Here is a 19,307-nt window from a genome sequence, read left to right as displayed (position 1 = left end):
TAAAAAATAAACATTAAATTACCATTTCATTTTATCGCACAAAGTGATTGAGTCGTGGCGTTTTCCTTCTGTTTCAAAAATGATGATTTCATTATTTCCGTTCTTGAGAAGAGGACCTGGAATGTATAAAGTTTTCTGCGGGCCAATTTCCCAGAAGCGGCCGATATTAAAGCCGTTTACAAATACACAGCCTTTTCCCCAGCCTGCAAAATCAAGGTAAGTGTCTGAATAAACGCCTTCTTTCAGAGAGAGGTTAAAGTTGAATCTGAAGAAAGCGGGATTTTCGGGGTGGTTCGATGCGGTGGCGGTGTTGCCCGGTGTGTTGGCTGTTCCGGCCTGTGTCCACTTTCCCTTTGTCTTAAGCTCTGTCATCTGTGTTTCGTCCAGAGGCAGGGTGAAGATATCCCAGTTATAGTGACCGTGTGTATTAATCAGAACTTCTTCGTAAATACCTTTTTTCTGTTCCTCAAGTTTGTGGCCAAAATTTACGCGGCCCATGTTTTCTACGAGGAAGTCCAGTTGAGCGCCAGGCTCGCTTCCGATTTTCCAGTTTTTGCCTTCTTTAAAAGTTAGCGGCCAGTGGCCTTTCTGTTCGCTGCAGATTTCTTTATCAAAGGCGGTAAATACTTTTTTGCCGTTAGAGAAAGCGTGAACACGGTCTGCACATTTTTTGAAAATCAGTTCCTTTGCGGCTACGTCTTCTTTCATCTTTGTGCGGTACAAAATATAGCCGGTTGCTTGTCCTGCTTCTTCCATAGAAATAGGGCAAACAGAATGAAGAGGCTGAGAAATAAGTTCAAGGTTTTCAAAAAGATCTGCCTTTTCGTTCCAGCTGATTTTACCAAAAGCACGGCTTTCGATTTTTGTAGAGAACTCAATATCTGGAACAGCAGCGTCGCCTTTTCGGTTCTTTATGATGTTGCGGAATGCAAAATATTTTTTTGTCAGCTTTCCGTCTTCGCTAAGCGGTGCGTCATAATCATAAGAAGTTGTATCTGGAGTGAGCTTACCGTAATAGTTAGAGCCGTTCATAAAACCAAAGTTTGTACCGCCGTGGAACATGTAGATGTTTATGTTGTGGCCGTTTTTTACAACGTAATCATAATCAAGCTTGTTAATAGGAAGTTTTGAAGCCTTCTTCTTTTTGTTTCCCCACGCATCAAACCAACCTGCCCAGAACTCCATATTCATAAGTGGAAGATTTTCCGGCATCATCTTTTTCATGTTCTTAAACTGCCATTCACAGCCCGAACCAAAGTTTCCGGTTGGAAGAGCTCCTTCAAGCTGGCCTGCAGTAAAGATGTCTTTGAACCACGGACCATCAGAAGTTACAAACGGAACTGTAATTCCAAGCTTTCTCATAAGGTCTGCAAGGTACTGAAGATATGCGGTGTCATCACCATAATAGCCGTACTCATTTTCAACCTGGAAAAGAATAATTTTTCCGCCGTTATCAATCTGATATGGAACAAGCTTTGGAATGAGTTCGTTGTAATATTCGGTAATGTGTTTGAGATAAGGCTCATAAGAACAACGAAGTTTCATTCCAGGTTCTGCTAAAAGCCATGAAGGAAGACCACCGAGTTCCCACTCTGCGCAGATATAAGGAGCAGGGCGAACAATCAGATAAAGACCGAGCTCCTGAGCAATTTCTATAAACTTACAAAAATCATGAATGCCATTCCATTCAAAAACGCCTTTCTTTGGCTCATGAAAATTCCATGGGATATAAGTTTCAACTGTATTGCAGCCCATGTTCTTCAGTTTCTCAAGACGGTCACGCCAGTACTCTGGTACTACACGGAAATAATGAATTGCGCCCGAAAGAATCTGAAGCGGTTCGCCGTTTACATAAAATTTGTCTTTAATTTCTACCTTACTCATGATAGTAATACTATCACATTGAAATAAAAAAACAAGAAAAATTATTATTTTTTTTTACTTTTTTTTGTAACTTCTTTTTGGGGTGGTGGTTATATTAGTGAACACCAAAGCAATACTCGATGTAGAAAATACCTCCATAATAAAGACTGCCGTTTTCCTCCTTTCCCGGCAGTCTTTTTTTTTGATATAATAAAACTTATGAATAAAGACTGGTCAGAAAAAAATAAAAAAATGCAGGCACTCATTTCAAAGGAAGCTACCTTTGCAGAAGGAATAAAACTGCTGCTTGAACTGCGTGCCGAGCTTTTTGAACAGATTTCTTTCATTGTGAAAACCTTTCCATCGGTGGCTTTTTATCAACTACCTTTCGGAGACGGCGAGGGGAACCATTGCACAACCCTTGCGTGGTCCCTCTGGCATACTTTCCGCATTGAAGATATTGTTTCTCACGAACTGATTTTGAAAAATAAGCAGATTCTTTTTGATGGAGAGTGGCTTGAAAGAACAGGAAGTGTGATTATCACAACCGGCAACGAACTTGCTGGTGACATACTGATTGAGTTTTCAAAGAAGCTTGATATCAAGGCAACTTATGATTACTGCAAGACTGTGATGGATTCTACAAATGAGATGTTGGAGCATTTGAAGTTTGAAGACTTGAAAAAAACGTTTACAGGTGAGGATAGAGAAAGACTTGTCGAAAGTAAATGTGTAAGTTCTGACGAGCGTGCGTCGTGGCTGATAGATTACTGGTGCAGTAAAAATATCAAAGGTTTAATTCAAATGCCGTTCTCCCGTCACTGGATTATGCATGTGGAAGCAATGCGGCGTATCAAAAATAAACTGTGTCAGCATGCAAAGAAAGGTGTAGATCAGATTGCCTACTGCGGACTTTCGTGTGGTCACTGCTTTTTGACTTCGTGGTGCGGTTCCTGCAGAACAATTTACAATACCTGTTCCTATGCAACCTGTTCTCCAGACGGCGTGTGCCCTAACGTTGCCTGCTGCAAAGAAAAAGGCCTGGACGGCTGCTACGAATGCGATGAACTTTATAATTGTAAAAAAGGATTTTACTCTCTTGGTAAAGATACAAACGCCATCAGAGCAATGGCTCTGTTCATTCAAAAATACGGTAAAAAAGAATTGCTTCGTGTTATGGACACCCTGCACAAAAACAAGAAGTTCGAAAAAATCCAGGAAGTCCTCGGTGATGATGTTGAAGAAGGCTTGAAGATTATGGAAGAGTGGAGAGGGAAATAATTCCTTTTTTAGTATTCTCCCATATCAATCTTTTTTGTAAGCACAGCTGCCCAGTCGTGACCTGTTTTTTCAGTAAGCTCAGGATTCTGCTGATGATGAATATTGAAGAGAATTCCATTTTCTCCTGTACGATCAGAAAGATGTTCGTCGTCAATATGGGCGCCAATAATTTCAAGACAGAGAAGCACATGGTCATCGTCCGGTGCAATTTCTTTTTCCCAAACATATTTGCTTTCAAGATTCATAAAACATTCTTCAACAAGCGGTGCATTTACCCAGCTTGCCTTGCCAGGAGTGAGTCCAGAGGCAGTAATCTCATCAACCTCAAACTGATTATTTTTAATGGTAGCCATGCATTTTGTAAAAATCTCTGCCGACATAAAATTGATTACAGCGTCCCCGGTTTCTTTAAGTGATTTATAAAAATGACCGTTTTTGTTTACGCTTGCAAGAATTGCATAATAGCCGTTTCCCTTATTTGCACAGGTAAAAGTCGCCCAGGATTGCATGCAGGCATTAGGCATTCCGTTTGATTTATACGTTGTAACCAGAAGCAGCGGAGATGGAACTGTCATAACAAATTCCTTCCAATTGAAACCAAAATTGTGCGAGTAGTCGGCATAAGTGCCTTTTAAGTTTTCAGGCATATCTTTATAGTGATGTTTCATGGTGGGCTCCTTTTTTTAACTATTTTATCATATTTTTTCCGAAGAAGAAAAGTTATGTTATAATATTATATTGTAGGATATTAATTAAGTATAATGACAAAAATAGAATACGTAACATCAACTGATAAAGCCTTCTGGTACTCACTCGATAAGCATCTTCCGGAAAATGAATTCGAAAACAAAGTTCAACGCAAACAAGGCTATGTGCTTTTTGCAGACGGTAAGCCTGTAGGACTCCTGCGATACAATTTATTCTGGGACAATATGCCTTTCTGCACCATGCTTTTTGTTGACTGGGCGGAACAGCATAAGGGCTACGGTCAGCAATTGTTAGCACACTGGGAAGAGGACATGAAAGCCCAGGGCTATGGCATGGTTCTTACTTCAACTCAGGTTGATGAATCAGCCCAGCACTTTTACAGAAAGAACGGCTACAAAGATTGCGGTAGTCTTGTGATGAATATTCCAGGCTTTGAACAGCCGATGGAAATGTTTATGAGCAAGGCATTGTAGAAGGGAACCTTTTTCCGGTAAATATATTGATTATGAAATTAATTTGACTACAGACAAAAAAGGACAAAACTGAACAATAATTGACAAGAATTCTTGCGTGACTCCGCGTAGAATAAAATCATCAAAGGAGGAAAACTGTGGAATGGCTTACTAGCATTCGCAAAGCAATCGATTACATGGAATCGCATTTGGAAGACGACATTTCTGCGCAGGATGTTGCCGACCAGGTGTTTATGTCCTCATTCTTTTTTCAGAAGGGATTTTCGCTGATGACAGGGTACGGGCTTGGTGAATATATCAGAAACCGAAGACTATACCTTGCGGCGCTGGACCTTCAGAAAACTGATGAAAAAATAATCGACATTGCTTTCCGTTACTGTTATGAAACTCCCGAAAGTTTTACAAAAGCTTTTTCGCGCTTTCACGGTGTGAGTCCATCACAGGTGCGCGAGGGCTCTCCGGTAAAACCATTTCTTCCTCTGAAAATTGAGATTTCTATTCATGGAGGTAATCAGATGGATTACAAAATTAAAACTATGGCTGGCTTTAAGGTAATTGGTTTTGCACGCGAGTTTGACGGCGAAACTTCTTATGTTGAGATTCCAAAGTTCTGGGATGAGATTCGTGAAAAATATGCTGCTCGTGTCTGGAGTGGCGAAGCTCCGTCTAACAACTACGAAAAAGCAATCGCCGAAAACAACATCGGTGAGTACGGAGTTTGTGTTGATGACATTGGCGAAGGTAAGTTCCGATATTTTGTTGCGGGAATTTATAAGGGCGGCGAGGTTCCTGAGGGTATGTCTGTTTTCGAGCTTCCTGATTTTGACTGGGCAATCTTCGACTGCTTCGGTCCATGCCCGAAAGCACTTCAGAATGTAAACACAAAAATCTGGAAAGAGTGGCTGCCTGGAAATCCAGATTTTGAGTTCCCGGGCCGCGCAAACATCGAGTGGTATGGCGACGGAGATCCGTCCGCTTCAGATTATCACAGTGCAATCTGGATTCCGGTTAAGAAGAAGTAGGGGTATCCCGAGTTTGACTATCTTTCGGTAGTTAAACTCGGGCCAAACTTTTGGACTTTCCTACTATAAGGCACATTATAGATAACCGCCACCTGGGCAGATATTTTTCCTAGGAGAGAAAAATGAAGTTTGAAGAACTGGATATAATCTGGCAGAAAATCTTTGAGATGGAATGGGAATCTGTCTGCCATCAAAGTAAAGCCATTGCGGCTGTAATTGTTGATGAAGGCGGCAATATCATTTCAGTTGGAAGAAATAAAATCGGCGAAACTGAAATACCAAACCCGCGCGTTTCTCATGCCGAAGTCGAAGCTGTCAGAAATCTGAACATCACTAAATATCCTAATGTAAAATCTTATACTCTTTATGCCGCTCTTGAGCCGTGCCCTATGTGTCTTGGAACTTTAGTTATGGGCGGTATAAGAAAGCTGATTATTGGCGCTCACGACGACCATGGCGGGGCAGTGGAGCTTTTAGACAAAAGCCGCTTCCTTGCGTCCAAGCATGTTGAGGTTGTCTGGATGCCTTCAATCTATGGAGAGGTTCAGCGAGGCCTGCAGGCGATTAAGGAACTTCTTTATAATCAAGATAAGGCAAAACTTGAAAGCATGCTGGCTGATTTTTCCGTGTACAACGCACGCGGTGTAAATGCTGCAAAGAAACTTTTTGATGACGGCTGGTTTGAAAACAAAACTCCGGACCAGTATTCAATCGAATGTATCTTTAACGAACTAAGCAGATTATGCATTGCGGACTGAATTTCAGTTTATTGAATAATCTGATTTTTTAGAATATCATTTAAACATGTACCCGTATTATAAACGCTGATATGGTAACAGAAATCAGAGTTACAAAATGATATTTATGAACTCTTACTGAATCTCGATGTCTGTTAAATCCACACCGAGCCCGGTAAGAGTTTCTTTAATCTCTTCTGGATATACAAAAATATCCGGCTCATAGCCGACACCTTCGCCTTTCCATTTTCCATCATCTGGAATGCCACAAATAATAGTAGGAATCCAGCCATAAACATTACCGCTCTTTTTTGCTTTACATTCACCGTATCTTTGCATACCGCCGGTAAAAGTTCCGACAGTTGTAATGTCCAGCTTATTTATGTATTTTCCGGCAATCATCCACATTTCGGCGGCAGAAAAACTGTATTTATCCTGAAGAATGTAAATCTTTCCTTTGTAGTTTTTATTGATGAGTGATTCAAAAAACTGAACCTGCTGCATCTGTCCGCCACCTTGATTCGAACGCGGGTCCAGAACTATAAAATCATAATTACAAGCCTTTGAAGCAGCCCTTGGAAATTCTTTCCAGTAAGGATTATTAAAATCTTTTGTACTTTCTGCACAACTATTAAAGCGGATGTAATAAGCGTTTGAGGTTGGTTTTTCAAAATAGGTGACTATAGGATCAATACTTTTTTTACATTTTTCATCAGTAACAAGATTCTTGAACTCCCATCTGGCAAAACCTTTTTCACCCCTGTCAATAGTAATAGAAAAATGATAGTCGTAAACATATTTATCAAGCAGGGCAAACAAATCTCCAATGGTCTGGCATTCGTCAATCATTTTGAGTTTAAAGCCTTTTTCTTTCATCTCAGTAAAACCAATGTAGGTAGTTCTGATCATATTAGAAACTGCAGACTTCTCTTTTTTTGTAAGCGAGTAAAAAGAAAGGTCGTATTGTTTAGAAGCATAACCGGCTTCCCAGGTATTAGCCTCTGTAATCGGTCCTTCAGCGAAACCCCACCAGGAATTATTATCGCTTCCCCATGACAAATTGTATTTGATATTATCTGGATCTATAAGTTCATATGTAAAAGTTTTTTCAGATTGAGGTGCAACATGGAGTTCTTCTTTTGTATCGCCCTGAAAAACTGTAAGCCATACTTCCATATCTGTTGTATTTATAAGTTTTGTTTCGAATGCAAAAACGCTGCTGAAAAGCAGGCTGGTAATAAAACTGATTGTAAAGATTTTCTTTGATGTACGCATTTTTATCCTCTCTTAATTTATTATATGATACACATTCCTGAAATACAAGATTTCTAAAATGAAATTAAAGACGTTCTTTAACAGATATCTTCTATATATTATTTATTTGTATAAAGTCTAAAAATTTGCTAAAATCACGATTATGGTAATAGCTTCTATTGATTTGAAAAACGGACATGTCGTTCAGCTTAAGAACGGCAAGGAACTGGTTTTGCAGCGTGATGACGCAGATGCACTTATCAGCCAGTTTGACATGTATGGCGAAGTTGCAGTTATTGATCTTGATGCAGCTCTCGGAAATGTTGATGCAAAGGGTAACACAGTTAATACCCCGCTTTTGAAATCACTTCTCCATCATGGAAACGTTCGTACCGGCGGTGGAATCCGCACAGTTAAACGCGCCCGCGAGCTTATCAGTCTTGGCGCAGAAAAAGTTATTATCGGTTCAAGCGCATGGAAAACTAATCCTCAGCCTGGCGAGTCAGTTCTTAATGAAGATTTCTTGAACGAACTGGCTGCTGCAATCGGTAAAGATAGAATCATAATCTCTGTAGATGCAATCAACGGAAAAATTGCTGTAAAGGGCTGGACCGAAACTGTTGATATCCCTCTGATTGAAGGAGCAAAGCAGGCAGAAAAATTCTGTTCTGAACTTCTTTTTACTTGTGTTGAAAAAGAAGGCTGCATGCAGGGAACTAACATGGACTATGTACGCGAGCTTCGCAGTGCTGTCCATTGCCGCGTTGTTGCTGCCGGCGGTATCTCTTCTGTTGAAGAAATTAAAGAGCTTGAAAAGCTTCATTGTGATGTACAGCTTGGTATGGCTCTTTATACAAATAAAGTAAATCTTACAGATTCTTTTGTTGCCTGCCTTGATTTTGAAAAGTCACCGCTCATTCCTGTAATTGCACAGAGTGTAAATGGCGACGTTCTTATGCAGGCTTATGCAAACGAAGAAGCAATCCGTAAGAGTTTTGAATGCGGTAAGCTTACCTTCTGGAGTCGTTCCCGCAACGAGCTTTGGACAAAGGGTGACACAAGCGGAAACTTCCTTCAGTTGGTTCGCATGCGTGCTGACTGTGACCGCGACTGTATTCTTGCAACTGTACTTCCTACAGGACCTTCGTGCCATACCGGCAGCTGGACCTGTTTTACAACTGACCCTGGCGAAAAATCAAGCATGGGCAGACTTTATAATATTATTGCAGACCGTTTTGCAAATCCTAAACCAGGTAGTTATACAGCTACTCTTGATGCTAAGCGTGTACGTGAAAAGGTTGAAGAAGAAGCCGAAGAGCTTTGTGAGGCAGACGGCCGCGACGAGGTTATCTGGGAAGCAGCAGACCTCCTGTATTTTGTAAATGTACTTATGTACAAGGAAGGCGTGACCTGGAAAGATGTATACGACGAACTTGATAGACGTCACAAGGAGAAATAGGTGGTTTCGATACGCTGCTTCGCAGCTACTCAACCACCGGTGAAAAACGGAACATACGGTGGTTGAGTAGGCGAAGCCGTATCGAAACCACCAGTGAAAAATGGAGATTTAATTATGATTAATATACAAAAATACGCCGACGTAGAGCCCGACTTTTTTAAGGGCCGTGCATTTGGTGAATCAAATGAAGTAGTAAATTCTGTTCTTGAAGAAGTTCAGAAAAGAGGGGATGCAGCACTTCGTCTTTATGGACAGAAGTTTGATGTTGCAGTTCCTGCAAACTTTGAAGTTCCACAGGAAGAACTCAAAGCTGCTGCTGAAAAACTTAGAATTGAAAAGCGCGATGTTTACGACGCTATTGTATATTCACACGACCTTGCACTTCGCTTTGCAAAACTTCAGAAAAAATCATTTAAGGATTTTGAAGAAGAACTTGAGCCAGGTCTCTTTACAGGTCAGAAAACAATCCCTGTTGATATTGCAGGCTGTTACGTTCCAGCTGGACGTTTCCCTCTCGTATCAACTGTAATTATGACTGTTACTCCAGCCGTTGCCGCAGGTGTTCCAAATGTAATTATGTGTACACCTCCACGTGTTCACCCGGAAGACAAAGTTGCAGCCGGAAAAACTGGAAGCGGAATTCCTGGAAAAGCTTTTGTTGGCGGTAAGCCTTATGCTGATGAAGGAATTATGGCTGCAGCTTATATCTGTGGTGTAAATCATCTTTATGCAGTAGGTGGTTCTCAGGCAATTGGTGCAATGGCTTATGGTACAGAAAGTGTTCCTAAGGTTGATGTTATTGTTGGACCAGGAAATAAATATGTAGCTTCTGCAAAGAAGGCAGTTTATGGAAATGTAGGAATTGATATGATTGCAGGTCCTACAGAAGTTCTTATTATTGCTGATAAGTCTGCCAATCCTGAATGGGTTGCCGCAGATCTTCTTGCACAGGCAGAACACGATGTTGTTGCTCAGCCAGTTCTTGTAACTGATGATATTGATTTTGCTTCTAAGGTAAGTGAGTCAATCGAAACTCAGCTTGAAACAATGACAACTAAGGCTGTTGCACGCCAGAGTATTGATACTTACGGTAAAATCATTATCGTAAACAAACTTGAAGACTCAATTGAAATTGCAAATATGAAAGCTCCAGAGCACCTTGAAATTGCTATGGATAAGTGTGCTCTTCGCGATAAGATTGAAAAGGCTGTTCATAATTACGGCTCACTGTTCATTGGACACTATTCAGCAGAAGTTCTTGGAGATTATGCTGCAGGCTTGAACCACACACTTCCAACTTCTGGTGCCGCTCACTATACAGGCGGACTCAGTGTAAGAATGTTCCTTAAAACAGTAACAACTCTTAGAGCAGAAAAAGGAAAGCCTGGAACTCTTAAATCTTCAGCAGCTGCCGGTTATCTTGGAGATTCAGAAGGTCTTGCAGGACACGCACGCGCTGCACGCATCAGAGGTGAAAAATGATTCTTGATATAACAAAGCTTGGTGAAGAAGTTCTCCGTCAGAAGGCAGAACCTATTGCCGAAGTAAATGATGAAATCAGAAAGCTCGCAGAAGATATGCTTGAGACTATGGTTGATGCAGATGGCGTTGGCCTTGCAGCTCCTCAGATTGGCAAGAGCATCAGAATGTTTGTTGCAATGGCAGACGATGATGTAAAGCGTGTTTTCATTAATCCTCAGATTATTAAAACTTCAGAAGAAGTAAGTGATTATGAGGAAGGCTGTCTTAGTATTCCTCAGGTATACGAATCTATCACAAGACCAACTCGCGTAACAATTCAGGCTTTGAATGAAAAGGGACGTCCGTTTACTCTTGAAGCAGACGGTCTTCTTGCCCGCATTATTCAACATGAGTATGACCATCTTGATGGTATTCTTTATATAGACCGCGGCGATAAAGACTTTGCAGAAAAAACTGAAGCTCAGTTCAAAAAACGTGCAGAGCGTGCCGCTCAGAAAGCTAAAGAAAAAGAAGCCAAGGCCCGCAAGATTGCAGCAAAGCTTGCAGCTAAGGAAGCCAAAAAGGCAAAATAAAGGCGGACTACAGTGATTAGAGTTTTGTTTGCAGGAAGCCCGGAAGCGGCTAAAAAAACACTTGAGATTCTCACAAACGCTCAGAAAGAAAACGGCTTTGAGATTGCAGGTGTTCTTTCGAATCCGCCTTCTGCAAAAGGACGTCATAAGGATCTTATTCCAACTTCAGTTGCTGCTTATGCCGAAAGCTGTGGAATTCCAGTTCTTACTCCAGAACATCTTGATGGAGCCGCACGTGAAGCAGTGCGTCCTTTGAATGCGGATCTTCTTGTTTGCTTTGCCTATGGTCATATTTTTGGCCCAAAGTTTCTGGAGCTTTTTCCGCTTGGTGGAATCAATCTTCATCCTTCTCTTTTACCAAAATACCGTGGATGTACTCCGGTGCCTGCCGCAATTCTTAACTGTGATAAACAGACAGCTGTTACAATTCAGACTCTCGGACTTAAAATGGACGAGGGTGATATTCTTGCACAGACAGTTGTAGATCTCAATGGTACAGAAACTGGTGAATCACTTTTGAACTACAGTGCAGAGGAGGGTGCAAAGCTCATCCTTGAAGTTATTAAAAAATGCGTTGCCAGTGGAAAACTTCCAGAAGGAAAGCCACAGTCTGGTGAAGCTTCCTATACAGGAATTATCACAAAAGAAGATGGCCGCATTAAATGGAACGAAAGTGCAAAAGTGATTGAAGCAAAAATCCGTGCATACTATCCGGAGCCTGGCTGCTGGTGTATGGAAAACGGTGCTCCTTTAAGAATTCTTGAAGCAAGGCTTTTTACGGGAGATGCTTCGGTTACAGGTGGTGCAGACGGAGTTCCCGGTACGGTCTTGGCATTTTCAAAGCCGGACGGTATTCTTATAAAAACAGGGGAAGGAATTCTTTCTGTAAGAAAGCTTCAGCGCCAGGGCAAGAACGCCATGGACTATAAGAGCTTTATGAATGGAGCCAGAAACTTTATTGGCACTGTTCTTGAATAATTAGTATAAATCGAAATATCAGAATAAAAATAGAGGAAAATATGGACGACAACAAAGATTACGAAACAGAAACTAAATCTTCTAAAATCAAAAATATCTTTAAGAATAAAAAGAAACCTAACCTTAAGGTAAACTTTTCTGAATCTTATGATAACTTCCAGACAAGCATTCCGGCTTTTCTTGGAATCTGTCTTTGTGCGTTTGCCCTTATGTGTTTTGCAGCCTTTGCAATCTTCTTTATGAATGTTAAGGGGCCGGAAAAAGTTCTTGTTCCTAATGTAGTAGGAAAAAATCTTGAAGATGCACTTCTTGAAATGCAGGTAAAAGAGCTTTATCCAAAAATCAGCCTTCGTTATTCAGATATTCCTGGAGATGAAGGAACTATTCTTGATCAGTCTCCAGATGCAGGTGCAATTGTAAAAGGCTACAGTCGTGTTTCTCTTGTTGTAAGCCGTGGTGTAATTGTTGATAAGGTTGATGAATATACTGGCATGAACATTGAAGATCTTCGCATGAAGCTTCAGACTCTTTTCGCCGGTCAGACAAAGCCTCTCATCGTACTCGCAGAACCTGAATACAAACCAGATGTTTCTGATGCCGGAACAATCCTTGAACAGGATCCACCTGCTGGAACAAAGATTTCTGAACCTGTTACTGTACAGCTTGTTGTAAGCCGTGGTCCAAACTACGAAAATACAAAGGCTCCATATCTTATTGGTCAGAGTGTTAATGACCTTCTTCAGATTATTACAAGAAGCAAGCTCGTATTTGATATTACTTCTCATAAGGCTGCTGGTGATGAAAAGCCTGGTACTGTTGTTGATCAGCAGGCATTTGACAGCGAGTTTGTTCCAAATTATACACGTGTAACACTTGAAATGGCATTGCCTTCTGGTGAATACAACGACAATATTTATGGAATCTATCAGGAGAAGGTTGCAGATTATCCATATCCTGTACCAATGAAGATTGAAGCTTATCCTGCAGAGGGCGACTCTTATACTCTGCTTAGCTTCAACCATCCGGGTGGAAATGTAACTGTGCCTTATGCAGTTCCAAAGGGAACAACTCTTGAACTTACAGTAGTAAATAAAGTTGTGTCTAAAAAGACAGTAAACTAAGGATTAATCATGAACCAACCGCTGGTATGTATGACGCTTACAGGCAAGACTCTTGAAGAGAATCTTAAGCTTGTAAAAAAATACGAAAAGTATATTGATCTTGTTGAGCTTCGTGTTGATCATCTTAATGAAGATGAACAGTTATATGCGCGTCGTTTTCCAGCGATGATATATCAGCCTTGTATTCTTACAATCCGCCGCGATATTGACGGCGGTCAGTTTACAGGCGGTGACTTTGCACGTACAAATCTTTTTGCACGTGCCCTCGCTTTTGCAAATCCAGATAAATCAAAGAACTTTGCCTTTGTAGATTTCGAAGAAGATTTTCATATTCCAAGTATTCAGGATGCGGCTATGGCTTTTGGTGTTCGCATTATCCGAAGCTGTCACAGCATGAAAGAACCGATTCTGAATATCCGTGAACGCTGCGATATAATGCGTAAAACCGGTTATGAAATTCCAAAGATTGCTTTTATGCCGCATTCTCTTTCTGATGTTCTTAATCTTCTGAAAGAAGGTGAGGCAATGACTCAGTACGAGCATATTCTTTGTGCAATGGGACCGGAAGGTTTTCCTTCTCGCGTTCTTGCAAGTCGTACTAATTCTTTCCTTACTTATGTTTCACCGGAAGAAGTAATCGAAAATACAAAAGCAATCGGTCATATTGATCCTGTTACAATTAATGAAATGTATCACTTCAAATCAATTAATCAGGAAACTGCACTTTACGGAATTGCAGGCTGGCCGCTCTTAAAAACTTCAAGCCCTGCGATTCACAATAAAGGGTATGAAGAAAAGAAGATTAATGCAGTTTATATTCCATACCGCTCTCAATTAATTTCTGATACTTTGACTTTTTGTGAAGGTGCTGGCGTAAAAGGACTTTCTGTTACAATTCCTCATAAAGAATCTGTAATGTATTATATCAATGAGCAGTCTCCTGAAGTTGCTCAGATTGGCGCCTGCAATACTCTTGTCAGAAAGAATAATAAATGGCTTGGATATAATACAGATGCTCCGGGCTTCCGCAGAGCTTTGGAAGAATTCCTGGGTCCTGTAAAAATTAAACATAAGAAGGTTGCTGTAATTGGAGCCGGTGGTGCTGCAAAGGCAATCGTTTATGTTCTTAAGCAGATGGGCGCACGTGTTTGTATTTTCAACAGAACTGTAGAAGCCGCAATGCAGCTTGCAGATAAATATGGATTTAATTACTGCCAGCTCGATGCACACTGTGCCGCAAAGCTTGATGAGTATTCTAATCTTATTGTTCAGACTACTTCGGTTGGTATGAATTCTGAAGGTCCTTCTAATGCAGAAAATGACCCGATTTATTTTTATGATTTCCGTGGTAATGAACTTCTTTTTGATATTATATATGAACCGTCTACAACACCGGTTATGAGAAGGGCAGAACTTTCTGGCTGTCGTGTTTGTAACGGATATAAAATGCTTGAATATCAGGCTTATGAACAGTTTAAGCTGTTTACGGGCCGTAGTTATGAGTGAGGATAAAAATGTCTCTTTCACAGTCAGAACAGAAAACATTGGTTGCAAACACTGCCGTTGATACTCTTATTGAAAAAGGACTTATTTTCAGCGGCATGAAGATTGGTCTTGGTACTGGTTCAACAGCAATGCCTGCAGTAAAACGTCTTGCAGAACGTATTGCAGACGGAACCCTCAAGGATGTAAAAGCTGTAGTAACAAGCTTTCAGACACAGAATGCCTGCCAGGATTATGGTATTCCTGTTTATACAATGAATGATAAGGTAATCGGCGGACAGCTTGATCTTGCAATTGATGGTGCTGATGAAGTTGATCCTGACTGTAACTGTATTAAAGGCGGTGGAGCTGCTCACGTTCGCGAAAAGATTGTTGAATATAACGCAAAGATTTTCGTTGTAATTGCAGATTCTTCTAAGTCTGTTCAGTCTATCGGAACTAAGTTCCCTGTTCCTGTTGAAATTATCGGTGATGCCCGTGTGCCTGTAATGAACGCTCTTGCTTCTCTTGGAGCAACTGCTGTTCTTCGTGAAGGTGTGCGCAAAGCTGGTCCAGTTATTACAGATAATGGAAATCAGATTCTTGACTGTACCTGGAAAGAACCAATTAATGTTCCTGAAATGGAAGCAAAAATCAATTCGATTGTCGGTGTAGTAGAAACTGGTCTCTTTACTCAGAATAAGCCGATTGTTTTCATTTCAAAAGAAGATGGTTCTGTAGAAATCAGAAACCTTAAATAAACGGAAACGTTCAGCGAATGTTTCCACCGTTCCCGCAGGAATCTGCACGTCATTACTGTCAGAAGCTCATCTCGCTTATAGAAAAGGGGGAGGTTGAGCTTGTTCAGTGCGGAAGATTAAGTGAGGAACGGAAAGGTCAGGGTGTTATGATTGGCGCCCTGGTCTGCTGGCAGAAATCTGAAAAAACTGGTCGCCGTGTTGTTTTATATGCTGTAAGTGGAAACAATAAACAGCTGAAAATTACACGACCATCATATAGTCCTTTCGTTGAAAAATCTATTTTTGTTCCTTCAATCGTTTCATCAGATAAAATTGATTCAGCTCTCGAAGAAAATGATCTTGAAATTCACAAACTTACAGAGCAGATAAACAAACTAACGTTAGTTAATAAAACTTCAGAAGAGCGAAAACAATTAATAAATCAGAGAACCCGACTAACTGACGAATCTCTGAAAAAAGTATTTAACTTATATAAATTCAAACAGTATGACGGTAAATCAATTTCTCTTAATAAGATTATTACGCAGCACGGTAATCATCTGCCGCCAACTGGAACTGGTGATTGTTGTGCTCCAAAGCTTTTAAGTTATGCTTTTGCTCATGGTCTGGAACCCGTAAGTATGGATGAAGTTTATTACGGTTGTGATACGAAAAATAAACAGAATGGAGTTTCCTATCCGCCGTGCGACGAAAGATGCGGCTTTATTCTTCCTTCAATTCTGGGACTGGAAATTCTATATCGTGATAATGATATTGTAGTTGTAAATAAACCAAGCGGACTTCTGTCTGTACCTGGAAAAGGCGAGGAAAAACAGGATTGTGTTGAAGCACGTGTTTGCCGACTCTTTCCAGAAGCTCCAAAACAATGTGCTGCTCACAGACTTGATATGGAAACATCGGGCATTTTAATCTGTGCACTTAATGCAGAAGCTCACAGAAAATTAAACGAACAGTTTGCTTCAGGCCTTATACATAAAAAATATATAGCTCTTCTTGATGGAGTTTTACACGGAAAACCGGAAGGAAGAACCGAACTCCCATTCCGCCTGGATCCAGATAACCGTCCACATCAGATTTACGACAAAATAAACGGCAAACTCGGAATTACTGAGTGGAGAAAGATTGGTGTAGAGCAGGTAAACTCCCCGGTCACTGAGCAGAGTCGAAGTGACCGTCCGCGAAAGTTTACCCGCATCGAATTCTCTCCGCTCACCGGCCGCACCCACCAGCTCCGTCTTGCCGCCAGCTGTCCCGTAGAACTTGGCGGTCTTGGTATCCCAATTGCAGGTGACTCTCTGTATGGAACCTGCAAAAAAGGCGAACGTCTCATGCTGCATGCTAAAGAAATCACCTTCAGACAGCCGGTAAGCGGCGAACTTATTCATATCATCTGCGAGCCACCATTTTAATCACATTAGAAAAAGATAAAAATCTTGTTATGGTAATATAACCAGAATCGTGGTATTATTAATTATGATTATATTTGATTTTGATGGAACTCTTGCAGATACCATTTCACTTGGCCTTTCAATAATTAATGATTATGCAGATCATTTTAAGTATTCAAAAATTAAAAGAGAAGAACATGAAGATTTTTCTGCAATAGAAGTTGTACAGAATATCGGAATTAAGATGTGGAAATTTCCGTACCTTGTATGGCTCTTAAGGAAAAAGATTTATGAGCGATCTGCTGAAATCCAAATCTTTCCCGGAGTAAAAGAGATTCTTGATGATTTGAAGAACTCTGGTTTTAAGCTTGGTATTATCACATCAAATTCAGAAGATAATGTTACTGATTTCTTAAAACGAAATTCATTAGAGTCTTATTTTTCTTATGTGAAAACCGGAGTACCAACATTTGGAAAAAGACATGCTCTCGTAAAAGCAAAAAAACAGTTGAAGCAGGACTTTGTTTATGTAGGAGACGAAATCCGTGATATTGAAGCTTGCAGACACGCTCAGATTCCCGTTGTTTCCATAACCTGGGGATTAAACTCTGCTGCATCTCTGGAAAAAATGAATCCTGGAATGGTGGCAAAAGATTCAACAGAAGCATTAAGCCTTATTCATAAAACTGCAGAGCAGTATTTAAAACACAATTAATAAACAGGAGTTATAAATGAAAAAGAATTTTGGTAAACAGACTTTTATGTATCCTATGCCGGTATTAATCATTGCTACTTATGATGAAAATGGAAATCCAGATGCAATGAATGCTGCATGGGGTGGAATCCACGATACAAATCAGATTGGAATCTGTCTCGATAAAAGTCATAAAACAACAAAGAACATTGCTGCACGTAAAGCCTTTACTGTAAGTATGGCAGATGCCGTTCATGTAAAGGAATGTGATTATTTTGGAATTGTAAGCGGAAATACAGAGCCAGATAAAATCAAGAAAGCAGACTTTACAGTAACAAAATCAGAATTTGTAGATGCTCCTGTAATCAATGAACTTCCAATGGTACTCGAGTGTGAACTTGTTCAGATGAGTGATGACAGCGATTATATTGTTGGTAATATTATTAATATTTCTGCAGATGAATCAGTTCTTACAGATGGTAAAATTGATGCTGCAAAATTAAAGCCTATCTGCTACGACCCGGTTGCACATAATTATAATGTACTTGGAGAAGTAGTAGGAAAGGCTTTTTCAGACGGTAAAGAACTTAAATAATTATTAATTACGCAAAGCTTTGTACAGACTGATAAGTGCGAGTGAAATCAGAAGGCCGCCAATGATATCTGTAAACCAGTGAACTCCACTTAAAAGTCTGCATACAACTGTCACCCACATAAATATAATTAAACATATTTTTTCAAGTGTTGCAGTTTTTGGATTTTTTATATATTTTCCGGCAAGTGGAATTGCAGTTCCAAAGACTGTAAGAATCAGCATTGTGTGAGTTGAAGGGTAGGAAGCTTCAAGTCCTTCGTCAGTAATTATTGGACGGTAATTTATTGCAAGCTTTTCAAAAAGTACATAAAGAATAATTACAATTGCGTAAATAATTCCTACCATAAGGATTTCTCTATCAACTTTAAATAAACTTTTACGCTTAATAAGCTGAATAAATCCATCTATAGCATAACGGGCAGCTGTTGCAATGGCTACTATTCCTAAACATTGAGTGAGTCTATAACAGAAATCATTAGTCCCCAAAAGCTGGAATACAGCTGTATTCAGATTTGCAAAACCAATCAGTGAGGCTTCAGCACCCACTGGCTGAACATCAACAAACTTTACAAGCACTGTAAAAATAATAAAACAGATGCCCCAGAAAATAGCGCTGCAATACTTTTTCATAATAATCTCCTACTCAGGCTTTTACACCAATCTGTTCACCCATTTTAACAGGAGTTTCAATTCCTGCTATTGAGTTTGATAATATTTCATCCTTAATTTTTGCAGAATCTTTTTTCAGTAAAACAATGATAGTTGATCCACCGTATTCAAAAAAGCCTTTTTCTTTTCCGCGTACAGCAGTGCCTTCGCCTTCCAGATTGACTATTCTGCCAACGAGCATTGCACCAACTTCCATTTGAATAAGTTTTCCAAAAACAGGGTTTTCTATTACTGTATACTCACGACAGTTTTCTGTAAAGACCGGCAGAGTTTCAAGTGCAATTGGACGCACGGTATGAAGAACTCCGGGAATAAAAATATTGGCACCTTTTTTTCCAGAATCAACATAGGCATATCTGTGATAGTGATTTACACAAAGACGGAATACAAGACAAAGTCCGTCTTCAAATTCTGAGGCAAGCTGGGGATCCCGTAAAAGACGTTCTACAGTGTATGCAGACTGCTTTACGGGAATTACAGTATCTTTTTGAATATTCCATACAGAAAGAAGTCCGTCGCACGGTGCGCAAAGATGTTCTGGTTCCGTGTCAAAAACACGTTTGCCAGCTTTAATTTTTCTTCTGAAAAACTCGTTAAAGGATTTGATGTATTCTAATTCATAGTCATCCAGAACAATATTATTTTTACGGGCAAAGCTGTTAATCAAAAAGGAGGAAAGACGGGAGTCAAGGAAGACTCCGCTAAGCTTAGAAACAGCTCGTGTGCTAAGCAATTTTAGAAAGAGTCTTCCGCAGACTGTTTTATATA

At 40.2% G+C, this 19,307-nt stretch carries 19 protein-coding genes; 14 read left to right on the top strand and 5 right to left on the bottom strand.

Going from position 1 to position 19,307, the window contains the following annotated elements; all coding sequences use genetic code 11:
- Positions 1-18 precede the first annotated feature (18 nt).
- Positions 19-1,884: a glycoside hydrolase family 35 protein gene (locus BM161_RS11025; RefSeq protein ID WP_074932684.1), complete on the bottom strand. Its 1,866-nt coding sequence runs from the start codon at positions 1,882-1,884 to the stop codon at positions 19-21.
- 198 nt (positions 1,885-2,082) lie between these two features.
- Between BM161_RS11025 and BM161_RS11020 the strand changes: the two genes are divergently transcribed.
- The gene (locus BM161_RS11020) at positions 2,083-3,144 is read left to right on the top strand and encodes a DUF3795 domain-containing protein (protein WP_074932682.1); all 1,062 of its coding nucleotides are present in this window, start codon (positions 2,083-2,085) and stop codon (positions 3,142-3,144) included.
- An 8-nt stretch (positions 3,145-3,152) separates the two neighbouring features.
- Here BM161_RS11020 and BM161_RS11015 read toward each other — a convergent pair whose 3' ends face one another.
- Positions 3,153-3,812, bottom strand: a complete 660-nt coding sequence (locus BM161_RS11015; protein WP_083425782.1) for a flavin reductase family protein — start codon at positions 3,810-3,812, stop codon at positions 3,153-3,155.
- A 93-nt stretch (positions 3,813-3,905) separates the two neighbouring features.
- On the opposite strand from BM161_RS11015, the gene BM161_RS11010 reads away from it, so the two are divergent.
- From BM161_RS11010 to BM161_RS11000, 3 genes are all read left to right on the top strand, one after another.
- On the top strand, positions 3,906-4,325 hold the full coding sequence (locus BM161_RS11010) for a GNAT family N-acetyltransferase (RefSeq protein WP_074932680.1): 420 nt from the start codon (positions 3,906-3,908) through the stop codon (positions 4,323-4,325).
- 137 nt (positions 4,326-4,462) lie between these two features.
- Positions 4,463-5,347: an AraC family transcriptional regulator gene (locus BM161_RS11005; RefSeq protein ID WP_074932678.1), complete on the top strand. Its 885-nt coding sequence runs from the start codon at positions 4,463-4,465 to the stop codon at positions 5,345-5,347.
- Positions 5,348-5,469: 122 nt separating this feature from the next.
- Positions 5,470-6,105, top strand: coding sequence for a nucleoside deaminase (locus BM161_RS11000; protein WP_074932677.1), 636 nt, complete (start codon positions 5,470-5,472; stop codon positions 6,103-6,105).
- Between the two features lie 114 nt (positions 6,106-6,219).
- Here BM161_RS11000 and BM161_RS10995 read toward each other — a convergent pair whose 3' ends face one another.
- Positions 6,220-7,359: a hypothetical protein gene (locus tag BM161_RS10995; RefSeq protein WP_074932675.1), complete on the bottom strand. Its 1,140-nt coding sequence runs from the start codon at positions 7,357-7,359 to the stop codon at positions 6,220-6,222.
- A 142-nt stretch (positions 7,360-7,501) separates the two neighbouring features.
- Here BM161_RS10995 and hisIE point away from each other — a divergent pair, with 142 nt between their 5' ends.
- The 10 genes from hisIE (at position 7,502) to BM161_RS10945 (ending at position 17,870) form a co-directional block, all read left to right on the top strand.
- Positions 7,502-8,797, top strand: a complete 1,296-nt coding sequence (gene hisIE, locus BM161_RS10990) for a bifunctional phosphoribosyl-AMP cyclohydrolase/phosphoribosyl-ATP diphosphatase HisIE (RefSeq protein ID WP_074932673.1) — start codon at positions 7,502-7,504, stop codon at positions 8,795-8,797.
- Positions 8,798-8,911: 114 nt separating this feature from the next.
- Positions 8,912-10,279, top strand: a complete 1,368-nt coding sequence (gene hisD, locus BM161_RS10985) for a histidinol dehydrogenase (RefSeq protein ID WP_074932672.1) — start codon at positions 8,912-8,914, stop codon at positions 10,277-10,279.
- A complete protein-coding gene (def, locus tag BM161_RS10980; RefSeq protein ID WP_074932670.1) occupies positions 10,276-10,851 on the top strand; it encodes a peptide deformylase in 576 nt (191 codons plus the stop codon). The genes hisD and def overlap by 4 nt, the downstream gene beginning before the upstream one ends.
- Positions 10,852-10,863: 12 nt before the next feature.
- Positions 10,864-11,829 carry a methionyl-tRNA formyltransferase gene (gene fmt, locus BM161_RS10975; RefSeq protein WP_342351353.1) on the top strand — a complete coding sequence of 322 codons (966 nt, stop codon included), beginning with the start codon at positions 10,864-10,866 and terminating at the stop codon, positions 11,827-11,829.
- A gap of 41 nt (positions 11,830-11,870) precedes the next feature.
- The gene (locus BM161_RS10970; protein ID WP_083425781.1) at positions 11,871-12,950 is read left to right on the top strand and encodes a PASTA domain-containing protein; all 1,080 of its coding nucleotides are present in this window, start codon (positions 11,871-11,873) and stop codon (positions 12,948-12,950) included.
- A 30-nt stretch (positions 12,951-12,980) separates the two neighbouring features.
- Positions 12,981-14,456: a shikimate dehydrogenase gene (aroE, locus tag BM161_RS10965; protein WP_244882812.1), complete on the top strand. Its 1,476-nt coding sequence runs from the start codon at positions 12,981-12,983 to the stop codon at positions 14,454-14,456.
- An 8-nt stretch (positions 14,457-14,464) separates the two neighbouring features.
- Positions 14,465-15,193: a ribose-5-phosphate isomerase RpiA gene (gene rpiA / locus BM161_RS10960; RefSeq protein ID WP_083425780.1), complete on the top strand. Its 729-nt coding sequence runs from the start codon at positions 14,465-14,467 to the stop codon at positions 15,191-15,193.
- Between the two features lie 17 nt (positions 15,194-15,210).
- On the top strand, positions 15,211-16,602 hold the full coding sequence (locus BM161_RS10955) for an RluA family pseudouridine synthase (protein ID WP_074932667.1): 1,392 nt from the start codon (positions 15,211-15,213) through the stop codon (positions 16,600-16,602).
- Positions 16,603-16,666: 64 nt separating this feature from the next.
- Positions 16,667-17,296 carry an HAD-IA family hydrolase gene (locus BM161_RS10950; protein WP_074932666.1) on the top strand — a complete coding sequence of 210 codons (630 nt, stop codon included), beginning with the start codon at positions 16,667-16,669 and terminating at the stop codon, positions 17,294-17,296.
- 16 nt (positions 17,297-17,312) lie between these two features.
- On the top strand, positions 17,313-17,870 hold the full coding sequence (locus BM161_RS10945; protein WP_074932665.1) for a flavin reductase family protein: 558 nt from the start codon (positions 17,313-17,315) through the stop codon (positions 17,868-17,870).
- A gap of 3 nt (positions 17,871-17,873) precedes the next feature.
- On the opposite strand, the gene BM161_RS10940 is transcribed toward BM161_RS10945, so the two are convergent.
- Positions 17,874-18,500, bottom strand: a complete 627-nt coding sequence (locus BM161_RS10940; RefSeq protein ID WP_083425779.1) for a phosphatase PAP2 family protein — start codon at positions 18,498-18,500, stop codon at positions 17,874-17,876.
- A 13-nt stretch (positions 18,501-18,513) separates the two neighbouring features.
- Entirely contained in the window at positions 18,514-19,272 is a 759-nt protein-coding gene (locus BM161_RS10935) for a phosphatidylserine decarboxylase (RefSeq protein ID WP_218150253.1), read from the bottom strand.
- Between the last annotated feature and the right edge of the window lie 35 nt (positions 19,273-19,307).

It is taken from the genome of Treponema bryantii (assembly GCF_900113965.1).
Taxonomy (GTDB): Bacteria; Spirochaetota; Spirochaetia; order Treponematales; family Treponemataceae; genus Treponema_D; species Treponema_D bryantii_A.
This window is presented reverse-complemented; position numbering and strand designations above follow the sequence as displayed.